The sequence below is a fragment of the Actinomadura nitritigenes genome, from assembly GCF_017573545.1.
GTDB lineage: Bacteria > Actinomycetota > Actinomycetes > Streptosporangiales > Streptosporangiaceae > Spirillospora > Spirillospora nitritigenes.
In genome coordinates this window covers 66273-82722 of sequence record NZ_JAGEOK010000004.1, presented here as the reverse complement: position 1 = coordinate 82722, position 16450 = coordinate 66273, and the positions used below count along the sequence as shown (strand labels likewise).

The window sequence follows — 16450 nt, the reverse complement described above, 5'->3', positions numbered from 1 at the left end:
ACCGGCCGCAGGAGACCCCTCGCGCGGCAGGTCCGGCATGCGAGACGCCGCCCGGAGATCAACGCCCGGAAGATACGGACGATCTACCCCATGCGTTTCGGACGTTAGGATCGGCCGCATGGCGGCACGGTTGATTCAGATCGCGATGAAGGCTCGGGACGACTCGTCGCTCGGCCGGTTCTGGGCGGACGCCCTCGGCTGGGGCACCGACAGCGAGGGGCCCGGCGTGACCAACGTCGCGCCGGACGGCGGCGCCTACCCCGATCCCGCCGTGCTCTTCATCGACGTCCTCCGCGTCCCGGATGCCAAGACGGTCAAGAACCGCCTCCACATCGACCTCGCCACCACCTCCCCCGCCCATCAGGCGGACCTGGTCGCGCGCCTCCGGGAGCTCGGCGCGACGCCCGCCGACATCGGCCAGGGCGACGTCCCGTGGACGGTCCTCGCCGACCCCGAGGGCAACGAGTTCTGCGTGCTGGAACCACGGGAGATCTACCGGGACACCGGGCCGATCGCCGCGCTGGTGGTCGACTGCGCCGACCCGCGGGCCATGGCCCGATTCTGGGACGAGGCGATGGACTGGACCCTGCACGAGGTGACCGACGATCACGCGAGGCTGCGCTCCGCCGAGGGCGTCGGGCCGTACCTGGAGTTCGTCCGCACGCCCGACGTGAAGACCGGCCTGAACCGCATCCATTTCGATCTCCGCCCGTACGCCGGTGACGATCATGCGGCGGAGGGGGACCGGCTGCGGGCTCTCGGCGCCACCGACACCGACATCGGCCAGGGCGACGTCCCCTGGACGGTCCTCTCCGACCCCGAAGGCAACGAGTTCTGCCTCCTCACCCCCCGTTGACGCCAGGGGTCACCCGACCCGGTTCTCCGGCCGGTCCAGCCAGACGCGCTGCCCCTCAGGGGTGACCATGACCCCGTAGCGCCCGACGTCCGGCCGCCCCGCCGCCTCCCAGCGCTCCTCGGCCCCGTCGAACGCCGAAGGCGGGCTCTGCTGGTCCCGCAGGGGCATGAACCATCCGGGGACGTGGAAGCGGCCTTCGGCCGTGCCGTCGGCCCGCACCTCCAGCCGGGCGACGGGGCAGTCGGGATAGAACACCGGCCCCCACGGCGCCACGATCAGGCCGCCCGGCCGGGTCTGCGGAAGCGCGTTGACGGCGGCCGTGGCGATCACCCGGTCGTACGGGGCGTCCCCGGCCTCGCCGTCCCCGGTCACCACGTCGACCACGTGCCCGGCCCGCCTCAGGTTCCGCCGCGCCCGCTCGGCGAGATCCGGCGCGATCCGACCGACGTCACCCGGTGCGGTCCGGTGATCTCCGCGATCAGGGCCGCGTTCCAGCCGGTCCCCGGGTCGAACTCCACCTTCGTGACGACGGGGTCGCTGCCGGACACCGCCTCACGCCACCGCCCGGGATCGTCCGACCGCCGCAGCGGCACGAGCCACCCGGCGCCGTCGCGCACGAAGATCTCGTCCGGGATGAATCACTCCCGCGGAACGACCGCGAAAGCCGCCCCTTACCCATCGCGCTTTCCCTTCGTGTCGTTGCGAGACGCCCCGGAGCCCGGCGCTGCCGCGACTCCGGGACGCCTCTCCCGGGCGTCGGGGGACCACCCGGGGTTTCGGGGCCGCCCTCCACGGCGACCCCGCCTCGCACCGGACGTCAGGGGGGCCACGTCCAGCACGAGCGCCTGCTTTTAGTGGGGACGAGGTCGGTAGACGTCGCGCAGCGGGTCCGTCGGGGCGGCGACGATCAGCGGCGGCGCGTCCGGTTCGCGGCGGTGCCGTGGTCGTCTGGCCGGACGCCGGCGCCGGGACGTCCACAGGGCGCCGCCGATCGCGCCGACCAGCCCGCAGACGGCGCCGAAGGCCACGACCACCAGCGCGACGCCGGCGAAGCCTCCGGTCGCGAGCGCGGGGCTCATGCGTCCGCCCGCTCGGTGAGGACGCGGGCTATGTCGGCCGCGACGTTCTCGACGGCGTCCACGACGCCGATCAACTCGCCGTCGGACGCCCACGCGTACCAGTCGTTGCCGTCCACCCTCCGGCACGCGATCTCGACGGAGTTGAGCGCCGAACCGATCCGCACGACGTTCAGAACGACGCCTTCACCCCCGCGCCCCACAATCCCGCACGCCAAACCAGGCCAAGTAGCCACTTCCCGGTCAAGCCGAGAGATGAAATGCCGCATATCGTCCCGCGACATCGCCACCCTCCCCATTCCGCCCACCTCAATCTCTCGGGAATTCGGAACAACTGCCTGCTAAGAATCCCTCGGCAGAGGTAAGTTCGCTACGTTCATACACCAAATGCACCGGCAGGAGCGCGGGTGGTGAAAGATCAGGATTCCCTGGACCCGGACCGGTCGATGTGGGACTTCATAGCGGTTGAACTGCGAAGACAGCGCCGTGCGCGGGGGGTGTCCGGCGCCGCGTTGGGGCGGCTCATCGGGCGTGATCGTTCAATTGTTTCACGCATCGAGTCTGGCCAGATCCCCATGCAATTGGATCACGCTGAGATCATCGATCGCGAATGGGATCTCGACCGCCTGTTCACCAGGCTCGTGAAGTTCGCCAAGGAACGCAAAAGCGACGAATGGCGACTCGGTGACCTCTCGGAGCAGGAGGCACGCGCATCGCGCGTGCGCATGTGGGAGGTCGGGCTGGTACCCGGGCTGCTGCAAACCCCCGCCTACGCCCGTGCCGGGTTCTCTGTCGGGCTCGTCCGGGACCTGGACGCGGCGGTGAACACCCGTCTCGCACGGCAGGCAGCGGTGTTCGATCGGGACCGGCCACCGGAGGTGTCCGTGATCCTCAACTGGGTGGTCCTGGAACAACCCGTCGGCTCGTCCGACATCATGCGCGAGCAACTCGCCCATCTACTGGAACTCGGCGACCTGCCCCACGTCAACGTCCGCGTCGTGGAGAGAAGCGCCGGGGTCCACGCCGGATATGACGGTCCATTGCATCTGCTCACGGTCGATTCCCGGGACATTGCTTACGCAGATGCGCCCCATGGTGCGGGACTCGTGACCGACCCGGCGGAGGTTCAGGACTTCGAAGTACGCTACGACCGTATCGGTCACATCGCTGCCCCCATCGGACCATCGCGAGCGATGCTCCAACGAGCCATGGAGATGTACCAATGACGCAGTGGCGCAAGTCGAGCCGTAGCGCGACATCGGACAACACCAACTGCGTGGAAGTTGCACAGCTCGCGCGAAACATCGGCGTCCGTGACTCCAAGGACCCCGCGGGCCCCAAGATCGCACTGCCGTCCGCCGGGTTCCGGGCTTTGGTGGACGCGGTCAAGCGCGGCGAGCACGACCTCGCGTAGCCGCCCGCCCGTCGGTGCTTGCGTGGTGGCGTGGGTCAGCCGAGGGGACGCGATGGCGGCGGAGTCGCTATTTCGCATCGGGCGGGCTGGCCGCGCATTGGTTGATCTCTATCCCTTATGCCGGTTCAGGGGGCGCCTTGTGCTGCGAGGAGGCGGCCGGGCGGGAACCTTGGGGGTGGGGGCGGCGTCGTACGGCGGACGATCGTGCGACGGGAGTGGGCTGTGCCTGTGGAGTTGGAGCTGGCGGATCCTGAGGACCTGTGGGCGGAGTCGTGCGCAACGGCCATGCTGAGCGTCGGCACCCCCGGGTGGGGCGCGACGATGCGCGCCGACGGGGTGCGCACCGACGACGTCGGCAACGGCTGGCACGGGATGAGCTGGGTCGAGGGTGGGCGGGTGATCCTGTACGGCTACGACGTCGACTACAGCAAGACCCGGTTCCAGGTGCCGCCCATCGATCTGCTCGCCGGTGGGCCGGGTTGGCTGCCGTGGGAGTGGCTGGCGGAGATGATGCGCGTGGAGCAGCTCATCCAGTACGTCTACTGGTGGGACGGCTCGTCCTGGGGCCGCACGGACTATCCGGACGGCCTGGAGGACGGCGGGGGCGGCAGCACGGGGCGCGCGGACCAGGTCGAGGAATCCTTCTTCGCGTGGGGCGACGACCCAGAGGGTGCGGCGGACGCCTTCGAGAACCTCATCCGGGCGGCGCGCGCGCGTGCGGTGGACCAGGGCGTGGTCGAGGCGCTGTTGCAGCAACTGGATCCCGGGGAGTTCGACATCGAGGCGACCGAGCCGATGGACGCCGACGCCATGCTCGCGGTCGCCGCGGCGGCCGGGCTCACGGCGGGCTCCGTCCGGACCGAGCTGCCCGCGGGACGGGGCGAGCCGGAGGGCCGCCGCGCCCACCTCATCGACCCTGCCATTGGCTGGGCGCCGTACGAGGAGAGCTTTCTGACCGACGGGATCCCCGCGCACCTGTGCTGGTCGCCGTCGCTACGGGAGTAGGAGGTTGAGGTCGCCGAACTCGTGCCAGAGGTAGCCCTCGTCGAGGGCGGCCTGGTAGGTGGCGGCGAGGAGGTCGCGGCCGGCTATGGCGGTGAGCATCATCAGGTGCGACGAGCGGGGCTCGTGGAGGCCGGTGAGAAGCCCGTCGACGGCGCGGACGCCGCGCTCCGGGGTGACGACGTGCTCGGTCCATCCCGCGGAGCCCTGGACGCGTCCGGAGGCGTCCACGGCGCTCTCCAGCGCGCGGACGGCGGTGGTGCCGACGGCGATGACCCGCCCGCCGCGGGAGCGGACGTGTCCGACGAGCGCGGCCGTGGCGGCGGGGACCTCGTAGCGCTCGGCGTACGGGGGCTCGTGGGCCTCGGGGGACGCGACGCCGGTGTGCAGGGTGATCGGGGCGATCAGGACGCCGCGCGACACGAGCCGGGTGACCAGTTCGGGCGTGAAGGGGCGGGCGGCGCTGGGCATCTCGGCGCTGCCCGTCGTGCGGTCGTGGGCGAAGGCGGTCTGGTAGGCGGAGGCGGGCCAGTCGCGGCGGACGTACCCGTAGCGGATGGGGACGCCGTGCCGCCGCAGGTAGGGGACGACGCCCGTGCTGAGGCGCGCCTGCCAGAGCCGGTCGGTGCGGCGGCCGATGAGGGTGAGGGTGGCGCCGCCGGGCATCGGTATCCATTCGCCGGGGCTGCCGCCGCCGTAGGGGAGGCTCGCCTTGCCGGACAGGTGGCGGAGCTCGACGATCCAGTCGCGGTCGCCGCCGTCGCCGGGCAGAGGCGTGGAGAAGTGCACGCTGATGCGGTCGAGGCGGACGGCGGCGGGCAGCGTCGCCGAGGTGTTGACCACGAGGAGGTCGCCGGGGTCCAGGAGCGACGGCAGGTCGCGGAACCCGTGGTGGGAGACCTCGCCCGTGGCGCGGCGGCCGACGAGGAGGCGGACGCCGTCGCGGGTGCGGCCGCGGGCCTCGGGCGGTTCGTGGGCTTCGAGGTCGGGCGGCAGGGTGAAGTCGATGATGTCGGTCATTTCCGGGCCTCCAGGCGGAGTGCGGCGACCACGCCGGCGGCGGCGATCGCGGCGAACATGACCCCGGCGGCGGCGAGCCCCAGGTGGAGGCGGCCGGTGCCGAAGCCGGTGAGGAGCGCGCCCGCGGCGCCCACGACGAGGGACGAGCCGAGGGTGTCGGCGATCTGCAGCGCCGAGGAGTTGACGCCCTGCTCGTCCTCGGGGGACAGGTCCAGCATCAGGACGCTGAGGCTGCCGATCGCGAAGCCCATGCCGGCGCCGCCGATGACCCAGGCGGGCAGGGCGGCCCAGCCGGACAGCTGGAGCGCGACGGTGACGGCGACGATCCCGGCGGCGACGAGCACCGCGCCGAGCAGCGCGAAGAACGCGCGGGACCGCTTGGAGCGGCCCTGGATCTGGGACGCGGCGGACCAGCCGAGGCCCCCGACGGTCAGCACGACGCCGGCCTTGGTGGGGCTGAACCCGTGCAGCGAGGTGAGGGTCAGCGGGATGAACGAGTCGGCGCCGAAGAACGCGCCGGACAGCAGGCCGCGGACGAGGACGGCGCTGGGCAGCCCGCGCCGCATCCGGAGGGTCCCGGCGGGCAGCAGCCGGGGCAGCCCGTAGCCGAGCCCGGCGAGGCCGATCAGGGCGGGAGGGGCCATGGTCCAGCCGGTGCGTCCGAGGCCGTACAGGAGGAGCCCGGCGCCCGCGGCGGCGGCGATGGCGGCCGTGTAGCGGGTCCGGCCCGCCGCGTCCGGTGCCGCGGCGGACCGGCGGACGCCGCGCAGCGTGGGCGTCAGCAGCAGCGCGGGCGGGACGACCAGCGGGATCAGGCCGAGGAACACCCAGCGCCAGCCGAGGTGCTGGGCGACGGCGCCGCCGACGGCCGGGCCGATCAGCGACGGCAGCACCCACGCGGCGGACAGCGCGGCGAACACGCGGGACCGCAGCTGCTCGGGGTAGACGCGGGCGATGACCACGTACAGCGCGACCATCGGGACGCCGGAGCCGAGGCCCTGCACCGCGCGCCCGGCGACGAAAAGCCACATCGTCGGCGCGGCGCCGGCGACGGCGAGCCCGGCGACGAACACGGCGAGGCCGATCATGAACGGGCGGGCCGGGCCGGACCGGTCGACCCAGCCGCCCGCCAGCACGGTGGACAGCAGGCTCGCGATCAGCGTCGCGCTGAACCCCCACGCGTACAGCGGCAGCCCGTCGAGGTCCTTCGCGACGGCGGGCATGACGGTCCCGACGGACATCGACTCGAACGCCAGGAGGGTGACGACGAGAACGATCCCGAGGGTCGCCACCCGGTACCCGCCGTCCATCACCCCCTGGCGCGGCCGTTCCCCGGCGGCGGCCTCGTCCGGTTCGGTCACGGTCGTCATCGTGCGGCCGCCAGGTCCGCGGCGCGGTACCGGCCGCTCGCGGGACGGCCGTCGACGAGCCGGCGGAACGCGGCGGCGGCCTCCTCGGGCGGCGGCGCCGCGTCGGCGTCCTCGCCGGCGGCGCGCAGCATGTCGGTGCGCATCTCCCCCGGGTCCGCCCACCAGACGCGGACGTACGGCTCCTCCGCCGCGAGCACGTTGGACAGCTGCTCCAGCGCCGCCTTGGACGACCCGTAGCCGCCCCACGTCTCGTAGTTCTCGACCGCGGCGTCCGAGGTGACGTTGAGGATCGCGCCCTGCCGGTCCCGCAGCGCCGGCAGGACGGCCTGGATCAGCGCGAGCGGCGCGAGCACGTTGGTCGCGTACGTCGCCGCGAGGTCGGCCACCGGCTGGTCGGCGAGCCGGGGCAGCGGCGTCGTCCCGAGGGTGCTCGCGTTGTTGACGAGCAGGTCGAGCCCGCCGGAGACCGCGCGGACGAGGTCGGCGCGGTGCGCGGCGTCGGCGACGTCCCCGGCGATCGCGGTGACCTCGCCGCCGATCTCCCGGGCCGCGGCCTCCAGCGCCGCGGCGTCCCGGCCGTCGATGACGAGCGTCCAGCCGTCCGCGGCGAGCTCGCGGGCCAGCGCCCGCCCGAGCCCGCGGGACCCTCCAGTGATCAGTGCCGTCTTCATGCCCTCGACGCTAGGAAGCGGGCGGCGATACGGCATCGGCCATCGGCCCCCGGGCCCGCTCCGCAAATGGTCGTAGGACCCCCGGACCCCCTTGCCGGCGCTCGCGTCCGGAGGCGCGGGGGCAAAACCGAGTACGGTCTTCACTGTGCGCGTTGAAAGGCGCGCCAAGGGGGGAGACGAGAGGCCGGAATGGGCGACGCGGAAGGGCTCGGAGCCGGGCAGGGCGCGACCCTGCACGCGGTGAGCTCCGCCGTGCTCGCCGTCACCCGCCACCTGTCGGTCCACGAGGTGCTGCAGGTGATCGTCCGGGCCGCGGCGCGGCTGCTGGACGCCCGGTACGCGGCGCTCGGCGTGCCCGACGACGAGGGGTCGTTCGCCGAGTTCGTGGTCGAGGGCGTCTCCGACGAGGACTGGGAGCGGATCGGCCCGCTGCCCCGCCAGCACGGCATGCTCGCGGCGATGCTGCGCGGCGACACGCCGAAGCGGCTGGCCGACATCCGCCGCGAGCCGGAGTTCGAGGGCTGGCCCGTCGCGCACCCCGTGCTGAAGGACTTCCTGGGCGTGCCGATCAAGGACGGCGAGGACGTCCTCGGCATCATCTTCCTGGCCAACAAGAAGCGGCCCGGCGGGTTCACGCAGGACGACCAGGACCTGCTCGCGCTGTTCGCGGCGCACGCCGCGATCGCGATCACCAACGCCCGGCTGTACGAGCACAACCGCGAGCTGACGGTCGTCGCCGAGCGGAACCGGCTGGCCCGCGAGCTGCACGACGCCGTCGCGCAGAAGCTGTTCTCGCTGCGGCTGACGGCGCGCACCGCGTCGGCGCTGGCGGAGAAGGACCCGGTGCGGACCGTGCGGGAGCTGGAGCAGGTGGAGCGGCTCGCCGCCGACGCGCTCGCCGAGCTGCGCGCGGTCATCTTCGAGCTGCGCCCCGCGGACCTCGCGGACGGCCTCGTCGCGTCGCTGCGCAAGCACGCCGAGGTGCTGGACCGGGCGCACGAGACCGCCGTCCGGTTCAGCGCGGCGGAACCGGTCGTCCTGCCGGAGGAGCAGGAGGCGGTCGTGCTGCGGATCGCGCAGGAGGCCGTCTACAACGCGCTGCGACACGCCGGGGCGCGGACGGTCGACGTGAGCCTGCGCGTGCTGGACGGCAGCGCCGTGCTGGAGGTCGCCGACGACGGGTCGGGGTTCGCCGCGTCCGACGGCGACCAGCAGGGCGGGCTCGGCCTCGCGTCCATGCGCGACCGGGCGTGCTCGATCGGCGGGACGTTCGGCATCGACGCCGGGCCGGGGCACGGCACGACGGTGCGGCTGGAGGTGCCGCTGTGACGCCGCCGCCCGCGCCGCCGATCCGGGTGCTGATCGCCGACGACCATCCGGTGGTCCGGCAGGGGCTGCGCACGTTCCTCGGCATCCAGGACGACATCGAGGTGGTCGGCGAGGCGGAGGACGGCACCTCGGCGGTGACGCTGGCCGAATCGCTGAAGCCCGATATCGTGCTGATGGACCTCAAGATGCCGGGCGCCGACGGCGTGACCGCGCTGACGGAGTTGCGGGCTCGGGGGGTGGAGGCGCGGGTGCTGATCCTGACCAGCGTCACCGAGCGCGGGCACGTGCTGCCGGCGGTGCAGGCGGGCGCGGCCGGCTACCTGTACAAGGACGTGGACCCGCGCGCCCTCGTCCAGGCGATCAGGGCGGTGCACGACGGGCACGTGCTGTTCGCCCCGGACGCGGCGGAGGCGATGCTGCGCGCGGAGCCCGAGCGCGAGCCGGCCGACCGCGGCCTGGGCGCGCTCACCGAACGGGAACGGGAGGTGCTCGTGCACATCGCGCGGGGGAGATCCAACCGGGAGATCGCCCGCGCGCTCGTGGTCTCGGAGAAGACGGTCAAGACGCACGTCAGTAATCTGCTCATGAAACTGGGAGTGCAGGATCGGACGCAGGCGGCGCTCTACGCCGTCCGGCACGGCGTCGGGCGGGACGGCACCGCCCGGGACGGTGCCGGCCGGGATGGCGCGGACCGGGCCGGGGAGGCCGCTCGTGAGTGATACAACTCCTCTGACAGGATCGTCATCGAAATCGGTATGAACGTAGCAATCAGGTACGCAGCAGGCAGTGACATCGGGTGCAACCGAGAGAACAACGAGGACTCGGGCTACGCCGGTGCGCGGTTGATCGCGGTCGCGGACGGCATGGGCGGCTATGCCGGCGGCGAGGTCGCGAGCTCGACCGTCATCGGCTCGCTGCGCTCGCTGGACACCGGCGCCCATGGTGACGATCTGGTCGAGAGCCTCGGCCGCGCGGTCGCGGAGGCCAACGAGAAGTTGCGCATCGTCCGCGAGGAGCGGCCCGACCTGAGCCGGATGGGCACCACGCTCACCGCGATGCTGTGGTCGGGCGACTCGGTCGCCCTGGCGCACATCGGCGACTCCCGCGGCTACCTGCTGCGCGACGGCGAGCTGTTCCAGATGACCCAGGACCACACGATGGACGAGCTGCTCAAGGCGGAGGCCGAGCAGGCGGGGCAGACCGCCGACCCGGCCGAGACGTCGCGGCTGTCGCACGTGCTGTACCGGGTGCTGGACGGGCGGGACGACCGCGAGCCCGACCTGCGGCTGCGCGAGGCCCGCCTCGGCGACCGCTACCTGCTCTGCTCGGACGGGCTGAGCGGCCCCGTCGAGGCGCAGCGGATCTACGAGCTGCTGTCCGCGGAGGCCGACCCGCAGCGCGCCGTCGCCGCGCTGATCGAGGAGGCGCGGGCCAACGGCGGCCCCGACAACATCACCGCGGTCGTGGCGGACGTCGTCGAGGCGGAGTACCACGCCGACGCCGGCGGCCCCGTGGTCGTCGGCGCCGCGGCCCAGGCCTGACCCCCGGCGCGGCCGCTCCCGCGGCCGCCCGAACGGGGTGCTTTCACGGGATGCCCGTACGCGGCCCACCGAACGGGGTGCTCGTCCGTGGCCGCCCGAACGGGGTGTACGCATCGGGTGTTCGCACGGCGTGCCCGTCCGCCGCGTTCCCGTGCTGCTCGCGACGTGATTCGTGGCATCCGTAACCCATAACTCTGCCCGCGTAGCTGGCGATTTGTCCTACTCTTGCTCCGAGGTGGGCTCAGCGTGCCCTCGGTAACGGTCGCGTCGCGGATCGTTGCCCGCACTTGACCCGCCTCCGGGTGCACCCGGTATACGGGTCACTCAGCCGTTTGTCTTCGAGGCGGAGGATTCGTTGGGGGGAGCGCCCGGGGCGGCGGCCGCCGGTGCACCGGAGGGTGCGCTCGGCCGGCTCGTCAGCCGGACCCTCACCGCAGCGCGGCACGGCCCACGAGGCGTGCTGCTGCGCGTTGCGGCGATGGCCGTTGCGGCCGTCGGCGTTTCATGGATCCACCGCCTCCACGACCCCGGCGTGCTCTGCCCCCTGCGGGCGCTCACCGGTCTCCCGTGTCCCCTGTGCGGGGGGACCACCGTGTTCATCGAGTCGGGCGAGGGCCATCCGGTCCGCGCCGTCCTCGCGAACCCGCTGGCCCTGACCGGTGCGGCCGCCGTCGCCCTGGCCCCGCTGGGGCTCGGAGGACGGTGGTGGGCACTCCAGCCGAAGACCCGCGCCCGAATGCTCGGCGCCGCCCTCGTCGGGTCGGAGCTGTGGCAGCTCGTCCGGTTCGGTGTTCTGCGGGTTTGAGCCGCGGTCGATCGTCGGTCAGACTTGCGGAGCCCTCCGGGTCCGGCGGGCGTCACATATCCACAGGGTCAATCAATAAGGAGCAAGTGTGGGTAACCCCTACGACCCGTACGGTCAGCAGCCGGGCTACGGGCAACAGCAGCCCGGGTACGGGCAACAGCAGCCCGGGTACGGCCAGCCCCCGGCCCAGCAGCCCGGCTACGGCCAGCCGCCGGCCCAGCCCGGCTACGGCCAGCCCCCGGCGCAGCCGGGTTACGGCCAGCCGCCGGCGCAGCCCGGATACAGCCAGCCCCCCGCGGCCCAGCCGGGCTACGGCCAGCCGCCGGCGCAGCCGGGCTACGGCCAGCCGCCCGCCGCGCAGCCGGCCTACCAGGAGGTGCACCACCACCACTACGGCTCGACCGGCCAGCTGGCCGAGTGGGGCTCGCGTGCCGGTGCGGCCATCATCGACGGGCTGATCATCGGCGCGCCCGTCGGCATCCTCTACTTCATCGCCCTCCTGCTGATGAGCTCCGGCAGCGGCGGCGGCGCGTTCCTCGGCCTGCTGTTCCTGCTGGTCGCCATCGTCATCGCGTTCGGCGGCGGCATCTGGATGATCTACCAGGAGGGCACCACCGGCCAGACCATCGGCAAGCGCCAGATGGGCATCAAGGTCGTCAGCGCCCAGACCGGGCAGATCCTCGGGTTCGGCGGCGCCTTCGTCCGGCGCCTGGCGCACATGGCCGACAGCTTCGCCTGCTCCATCGGCTACCTGTGGCCGCTGTGGGACGAGCGCAAGCAGACCTTCGCCGACAAGATCTGCAACACCCTCGTCGTCCGCACCTGAGCGCACGCGGCGCACTGAGGCGGGACGTCCCTCCGGGGACGTCCCGCTTTCCTTTTTGGCACGTTCTCATCACCGTGCCGGGAGGGGTGTCTACGGGACGGGATCGAACGCGCTGTTGCACGCGGCCACCCGCGCCCGCCGCACGGCACGGTCGAGCAGCCGCAGCGCCTCGCTCCGGCGGCGCATCTGGTCGGCGGTGAGGCCGCGCTCGTCCATCCGCCGCGCCAGGTCCACGACCAGGGACAGCCGGCCCGCCAGCGCCGCCACCCTGTGCGCGCGCGGCGGATACCCGGGGGCCAGCGGATGGTCGCCGCGGTGCGGGTCGCGCAGGTCGACCAGCGCGTCCGCGATCTCCGGCGGCACCCCGGACACGTCGTCCACCGTCAGCAGCGCCTCCGTCGCGTCCCGCATCGCGAGCGTCAGCTGCCGGTCGGCGTCGGCGAGGCCCGGCACGTCCGGCGGGTTCGCGGACGCGTCGTGGGTCGTCCAGCGCACCCCGACATAGGACGAGCCGCGCCGGTCCTCCTCGGGGACCAGCCCGATCGCCCGGTCGCCGAGCAGCGCGACCACCGCCGCGCCCGCGTCGATCGCGGACCGGTTGAACTCGGCCGGACCGGTCAGCCCCAGCGGGTCGCCCGGCTCGGGCAGCGCCAGCCGCAGCGCCGTCAGCCCGCCCACGCGCAGGTCGCCGAGCCCGCGGCGCAGCGTCACCTCGGCGGGCTCGCCGCCGAGGATCTGCGGGCCCGCCGCCTTCTCGACCGCGTCCACCGCCTCGTCCAGGCCGACGCTGCCGGTCAGCCAGGCATTGCCCCACGCGACCAGCGCGGTCGCCACGTCCCTGCTCATCCCGTCCGAGCTCATCGCGTCCGACACTCCCCAATGGACATGCGATCCACCATAAGCGCTCGGATCGCCCGTGCCATCGGGCCCGCGGGACGTTCCTCCCTTCCGGTGCGCGCGGGACGGGCGGCTCGGCGGGGAGCCGGGGGGCGGCGGAGGCCCGGTATCGCATAGGTTCTTTCCTGGAGAACGGACCGGTCCGGACCGGGACCGGTGGGATCACCGGGAATGGGGACGAAGGCACGCGATGGCCGGCGAGGTACTTCAGCTCCGCGGAGTCGGGGTCAAGCGCGGGGGCTCGGCCCTGCTGCGCGATGTCACGTGGACGGTGAACGAGGGCGAGCGGTGGGTCATCGTCGGCCCCAACGGGGCGGGCAAGACGACATTGCTGCAGATCGCCGCCGCGATGATGCACCCCACCGAGGGCTCGGTGGAGATCCTGGAGGAGGAGATCGGCCGCACCGACGTGTTCGAGCTGCGGCCCCGCATCGGCCTCGCCAGCACCGCGCTCGCCGAGAAGGTCCCCGCCGGCGAGAAGGTCATCGACCTGGTGCTCACCGCCTCCTACGCGATCCTCGGCCGCTGGCAGGAGGAGTACGACTCCACCGACGTCAGCCGCGCCGTCGCGCTGCTGGACGCGCTCGGCTGCGCCGAGCTCATGGGCCGGACGTTCACCACCCTGTCGGAGGGCGAGCGCAAGCGGGTCCAGATCGCCCGCGCGCTGATGCCCGACCCCGAGCTGCTGCTGCTGGACGAGCCCGCCGCGGGCCTCGACCTCGGCGGCCGCGAGGACCTCGTCGCCCGGCTCGCCGTCCTCGCCGACGATCCCACGGCCCCGACGATGGCGATGGTCACCCACCACGTCGAGGAGGTCCCGGACGGCTTCACCCACGCGCTGCTGCTGCGCCGGGGCGAGATCGTCGCGCAGGGCAAGGTCGACGAGGTGTTCACCGCCGAGCACCTGACGGACTGCTTCGGCCTGCCGCTCACCATCGAGAGGCAGGGCGGCCGCTGGTACGCGCGCGCCGTCCGCTGAGCGGGCCCACCCGGCGTTCCGGGCCGACCGCCAGGTAACGGGCACCCCCATTACCGTCCTGAGCTGCGCTGTCCCTACCATCGTGAGCGCCGTTGCCAACCGCTAGCGCTGGGATGGGGCCCTCTTGAACCTGTTGGACGCGGCCGCGGTCTTCGCGGCCGGGGTCGCCGCCGGAGGCATCAACACCGTCGTGGGCTCCGGCTCCCTGATCACGTTCCCGACGCTGGTGGCGCTCGGCTACGTCCCGGTCGTGGCGAACGTGTCCAACAACATCGGCCTCGTCCCCGGCGGCGTCACCGGCGCCTACGGGTACCGCGCCGAGCTGAAGGGCCAGCGCGCCCGGCTGCTGCGGCTGGGCAGCGCCTCGCTGACCGGCGCCGTGATCGGCGCGCTGCTGCTGCTCGGCCTGCCCGCCTCCGCGTTCAAGTTCATCGTCCCGATCCTGATCGTCATCGCGCTGATCCTGGTCGTCGTGCAGCCGCGGCTCCAGGGCTGGATCCGCAGGCGCCGCGAGGACGGCGGCGGTCACGCGCACGGCGGGCCCCTGCTGTGGGTCGGCGTGCTGCTCGCCGGCATGTACGGCGGCTACTTCGGCGCCGCGCAGGGCATCGTGCTGATCGCGCTGCTCGGCATCATGCTGGACGACGACCTCCAGCGGCTCAACGCGAGCAAGAACGTGCTGTCGGCCGTCGTCAACGGCACGGCGGCGATCATGTTCATCGCCACCTGGCTGTTCGGCGACACCGGGATCAACTGGTGGGCGGTGCTGCTGATCGCGGCGGGCTCCACCGTCGGCGGCTTCATCGGCGCCAAGGTGGGCCGCCGCATCCCGCCCCTCGTCCTCCGCGGCGTCATCGTCGTCGTCGGCCTGGTCGCGATCGTCAACCTGCTGCGCTGAGTTCCAGGGGGGCGCCCCCCTGGAACCCCCGTTGCGACAGACGAGGCGTTTCGCGCTCCGCTGGCGCTCCGCGCGAAACGCCTCGTCTGTCGTCGGGCGTGCCCGCTGCGCTCGCTGCACTCGCTCCGCGTGCACGCCCGTGGTGGCGGCAGGGCTTCAACCTGCCGGTGGCTGGGGCTCAAGCTGCCGGGGCCGGGGTCAGGCGGGTGGGGTGGGGTCGTCGGGGTGGGTGTCGCTGTTGGGGTACTCGACGAGGGCCAGGACGCGGCTGGCCATGAAGCGGGCGGTGCGGACCGGGGTCCCGGTGCGGGTCACCTCGCTGACCTCCACCACGCCGCGCCGCGTCGCGACCTCCACGCGGCGCCCCGCCCGGGCGGCGACCACCTCGTACGTCCGCGTCCCCTCGCCCCCGGCGTCGATCACGATCTCGACCCTGTCGCCCTTCATCGGCGCGAACCTCCGATCGTCGAACGTATATTCGACTCATACCCCGAAAAGGGCCTCGCGAACCGTCACGAAGCGGGTGAAAACCGCTGGTCAGCCCACGGGGCGGACCTGGACGACGCCGTCGGTCACGCGGGTCTCGAAGGAGGGCTGGCGGGCGGTCGCGGGGCCGTGCACGACGGAGCCGTCGCGGACCCGGAAGGTGCTGCCGTGCCAGGGGCAGACGATGCAGGTCTCGGCGTTGTCGTCGGTGGTGACGCGGCCCTGGTGCAGCGGCCCGGCGAGGTGGCTGCACCGGTCGGCGAGGACGTTGATCTCGTCGCCCTCGCGCAGGACGAACAGGCTGATGTAGCCGAGGCGGCGGTGCACCGGCCAGCCGTCCGGCAGCTCCTCGGCGGTGCACAGGTCGTGCCAGCCGGTCGCCACGAGGTGGGCCGTCTGGTCGGCGTGGCTGGCGCCCGCGGCCTGCCGGAACGCCAGGTGCCCGCCGAGGTAGGTGCCGCCGAGCAGCACGGTGAGGCCCGCGAACCCGAACGCCTTCCCGGCGCCGTCCCGTCCCTGGTAGCGGGCGGCGAGGGACGCCGAGTACAGCATGCTCGCGGTGACCGTCGCGGACGCGTGCACGAGGCCGACGCGCTGCTGCTCGCGGTGCAGCGCGGACCAGTCGGCGATGCCGGTGAGCATGGTCGGGACGGCCCCGGCGAGCCCGGCGGCGACGAGCGCCTGGGAGGCGCGCGCCGTCCCCGGCATGAGGTCGAGGATCGCCGACGACATCCAGCAGCCGATCGGCACGTCGGTGAGCGGTGTGTGCGCGGGATGCCCGAACGGGACGCCGTGCAGGGTGTCCTTCAGCGGCCCGGGGCGGAGCGTCCTGCGCACGGCGGTGGACAGCACCCGGATGGTGCGGTCGAGGCCGTGCGCGCGCTCGATGGTCTCCGTCGCGTCCGCCAGCCGCTGCGACGCCTGCGTCCGCGCGCCGCGCCGGAAGATGTTGCTCGACCGCCGGTTCATGTCCCTCCCTCGGGTGCGTGCGGGCGGCCCGCCCGAGGCGGCGCCCGGACCCATCGGTTCCGTCCGGCCCACTGGTTAGAGACGGCCGTAATGGGACGCTCGTTTGCGAGGTTAGTCGATCCCCCGTGTGACGTTCGAGGCGGCCCGAGCCGCCCGCGGCGAGGGATACCTACCTGGACGCGCCGGGACTAAACACATCGTTCCCGGGCGTGCACGCGGAGCGAGCGCCCGCAAGCGCAGCGGGCACGCCCGTCGGCGAACAGGCCGTTTCGCGCTGGAAACGGCCTGTTCGTCGGGACGGGGGTTCCAGG

General features: G+C 73.0%; 21 protein-coding genes. 11 read left to right on the top strand and 10 right to left on the bottom strand.

All coding sequences use genetic code 11. From position 1 onward, the window contains the following. Positions 1-118 precede the first annotated feature (118 nt). Positions 119-856: a VOC family protein gene (locus J4557_RS06745; RefSeq protein WP_208265566.1), complete on the top strand. Its 738-nt coding sequence runs from the start codon at positions 119-121 to the stop codon at positions 854-856. A 9-nt stretch (positions 857-865) separates the two neighbouring features. Here the strand turns inward: J4557_RS06745 and J4557_RS06740 are convergent, their stop codons facing one another. The 4 genes from J4557_RS06740 to J4557_RS06725 all read right to left on the bottom strand — a co-directional run bounded on the left by J4557_RS06740 (position 866) and on the right by J4557_RS06725 (position 2099). Beyond that, complete coding sequence (locus J4557_RS06740) at positions 866-1240, bottom strand: hypothetical protein (RefSeq protein WP_307799480.1); 375 nt, start codon at positions 1238-1240, stop codon at positions 866-868. Positions 1241-1254: 14 nt separating this feature from the next. After that, positions 1255-1473, bottom strand: a complete 219-nt coding sequence (locus J4557_RS06735) for a hypothetical protein (RefSeq protein ID WP_208265565.1) — start codon at positions 1471-1473, stop codon at positions 1255-1257. Positions 1474-1707: 234 nt separating this feature from the next. Continuing rightward, entirely contained in the window at positions 1708-1935 is a 228-nt protein-coding gene (locus tag J4557_RS06730) for a hypothetical protein (RefSeq protein ID WP_208265564.1), read from the bottom strand. Beyond that, positions 1932-2099: a hypothetical protein gene (locus J4557_RS06725; protein ID WP_208265563.1), complete on the bottom strand. Its 168-nt coding sequence runs from the start codon at positions 2097-2099 to the stop codon at positions 1932-1934. The genes J4557_RS06730 and J4557_RS06725 overlap by 4 nt, the downstream gene beginning before the upstream one ends. A 240-nt stretch (positions 2100-2339) precedes the next feature. Between J4557_RS06725 and J4557_RS49345 the strand changes: the two genes are divergently transcribed. From J4557_RS49345 to J4557_RS06710, 3 genes are all read left to right on the top strand, one after another. After that, positions 2340-3158 (top strand): helix-turn-helix domain-containing protein, encoded by an 819-nt coding sequence (locus J4557_RS49345; protein ID WP_208265562.1) that lies wholly within the window; start codon positions 2340-2342, stop codon positions 3156-3158. Further along, positions 3155-3346, top strand: coding sequence for a DUF397 domain-containing protein (locus J4557_RS06715; protein WP_208265561.1), 192 nt, complete (start codon positions 3155-3157; stop codon positions 3344-3346). Before J4557_RS49345 ends, J4557_RS06715 begins: the two co-directional genes overlap by 4 nt. Positions 3347-3568: 222 nt before the next feature. Beyond that, positions 3569-4351 (top strand): hypothetical protein, encoded by a 783-nt coding sequence (locus tag J4557_RS06710; protein WP_208265560.1) that lies wholly within the window; start codon positions 3569-3571, stop codon positions 4349-4351. On the opposite strand, the gene J4557_RS06705 is transcribed toward J4557_RS06710, so the two are convergent. Genes J4557_RS06705 through J4557_RS06695 form a run of 3 tightly spaced genes read right to left on the bottom strand, consistent with a single transcriptional unit; the run spans position 4340 to position 7409 of the window. Further along, on the bottom strand, positions 4340-5368 hold the full coding sequence (locus J4557_RS06705; RefSeq protein WP_208265559.1) for an S-adenosylmethionine:tRNA ribosyltransferase-isomerase: 1029 nt from the start codon (positions 5366-5368) through the stop codon (positions 4340-4342). The two genes, J4557_RS06710 and J4557_RS06705, sit on opposite strands and share 12 nt — an antisense overlap. Then, positions 5365-6738 carry an MFS transporter gene (locus tag J4557_RS06700; RefSeq protein ID WP_208265558.1) on the bottom strand — a complete coding sequence of 458 codons (1374 nt, stop codon included), beginning with the start codon at positions 6736-6738 and terminating at the stop codon, positions 5365-5367. The genes J4557_RS06705 and J4557_RS06700 overlap by 4 nt, the downstream gene beginning before the upstream one ends. After that, positions 6735-7409, bottom strand: coding sequence for an SDR family oxidoreductase (locus tag J4557_RS06695; protein ID WP_208265557.1), 675 nt, complete (start codon positions 7407-7409; stop codon positions 6735-6737). Before J4557_RS06695 ends, J4557_RS06700 begins: the two co-directional genes overlap by 4 nt. Before the next feature lie 189 nt (positions 7410-7598). On the opposite strand from J4557_RS06695, the gene J4557_RS06690 reads away from it, so the two are divergent. The 5 genes from J4557_RS06690 (at position 7599) to J4557_RS51565 (ending at position 11910) form a co-directional block, all read left to right on the top strand. Beyond that, positions 7599-8738: a GAF domain-containing sensor histidine kinase gene (locus J4557_RS06690; protein WP_208265556.1), complete on the top strand. Its 1140-nt coding sequence runs from the start codon at positions 7599-7601 to the stop codon at positions 8736-8738. After that, positions 8735-9457 (top strand): response regulator, encoded by a 723-nt coding sequence (locus J4557_RS06685; protein ID WP_190856097.1) that lies wholly within the window; start codon positions 8735-8737, stop codon positions 9455-9457. Before J4557_RS06690 ends, J4557_RS06685 begins: the two co-directional genes overlap by 4 nt. A gap of 36 nt (positions 9458-9493) precedes the next feature. Further along, positions 9494-10279 (top strand): PP2C family protein-serine/threonine phosphatase, encoded by a 786-nt coding sequence (locus tag J4557_RS06680; protein ID WP_208265555.1) that lies wholly within the window; start codon positions 9494-9496, stop codon positions 10277-10279. A gap of 478 nt (positions 10280-10757) precedes the next feature. After that, positions 10758-11084 carry a DUF2752 domain-containing protein gene (locus J4557_RS06675; protein WP_208265789.1) on the top strand — a complete coding sequence of 109 codons (327 nt, stop codon included), beginning with the start codon at positions 10758-10760 and terminating at the stop codon, positions 11082-11084. Positions 11085-11172: 88 nt separating this feature from the next. Next, positions 11173-11910 carry an RDD family protein gene (locus J4557_RS51565; RefSeq protein ID WP_208265554.1) on the top strand — a complete coding sequence of 246 codons (738 nt, stop codon included), beginning with the start codon at positions 11173-11175 and terminating at the stop codon, positions 11908-11910. Positions 11911-12000: 90 nt separating this feature from the next. Here J4557_RS51565 and J4557_RS06665 read toward each other — a convergent pair whose 3' ends face one another. Then, entirely contained in the window at positions 12001-12756 is a 756-nt protein-coding gene (locus J4557_RS06665; protein WP_208265553.1) for an Rv1486c family protein, read from the bottom strand. 241 nt (positions 12757-12997) lie between these two features. Between J4557_RS06665 and J4557_RS06660 the strand changes: the two genes are divergently transcribed. Together J4557_RS06660 and J4557_RS06655 are read left to right on the top strand one after the other, a co-directional pair. Next, entirely contained in the window at positions 12998-13786 is a 789-nt protein-coding gene (locus J4557_RS06660) for an ABC transporter ATP-binding protein (RefSeq protein WP_208265552.1), read from the top strand. 124 nt (positions 13787-13910) lie between these two features. Next, positions 13911-14684 (top strand): sulfite exporter TauE/SafE family protein, encoded by a 774-nt coding sequence (locus tag J4557_RS06655; protein WP_208265551.1) that lies wholly within the window; start codon positions 13911-13913, stop codon positions 14682-14684. Between the two features lie 198 nt (positions 14685-14882). On the opposite strand, the gene J4557_RS06650 is transcribed toward J4557_RS06655, so the two are convergent. Together J4557_RS06650 and J4557_RS06645 are read right to left on the bottom strand one after the other, a co-directional pair. Beyond that, a complete protein-coding gene (locus tag J4557_RS06650; RefSeq protein WP_151591000.1) occupies positions 14883-15131 on the bottom strand; it encodes a DUF8836 family protein in 249 nt (82 codons plus the stop codon). Between the two features lie 90 nt (positions 15132-15221). Beyond that, positions 15222-16139 carry a Rieske (2Fe-2S) protein gene (locus tag J4557_RS06645; RefSeq protein WP_208265550.1) on the bottom strand — a complete coding sequence of 306 codons (918 nt, stop codon included), beginning with the start codon at positions 16137-16139 and terminating at the stop codon, positions 15222-15224. Positions 16140-16450: the final 311 nt, after the last annotated feature.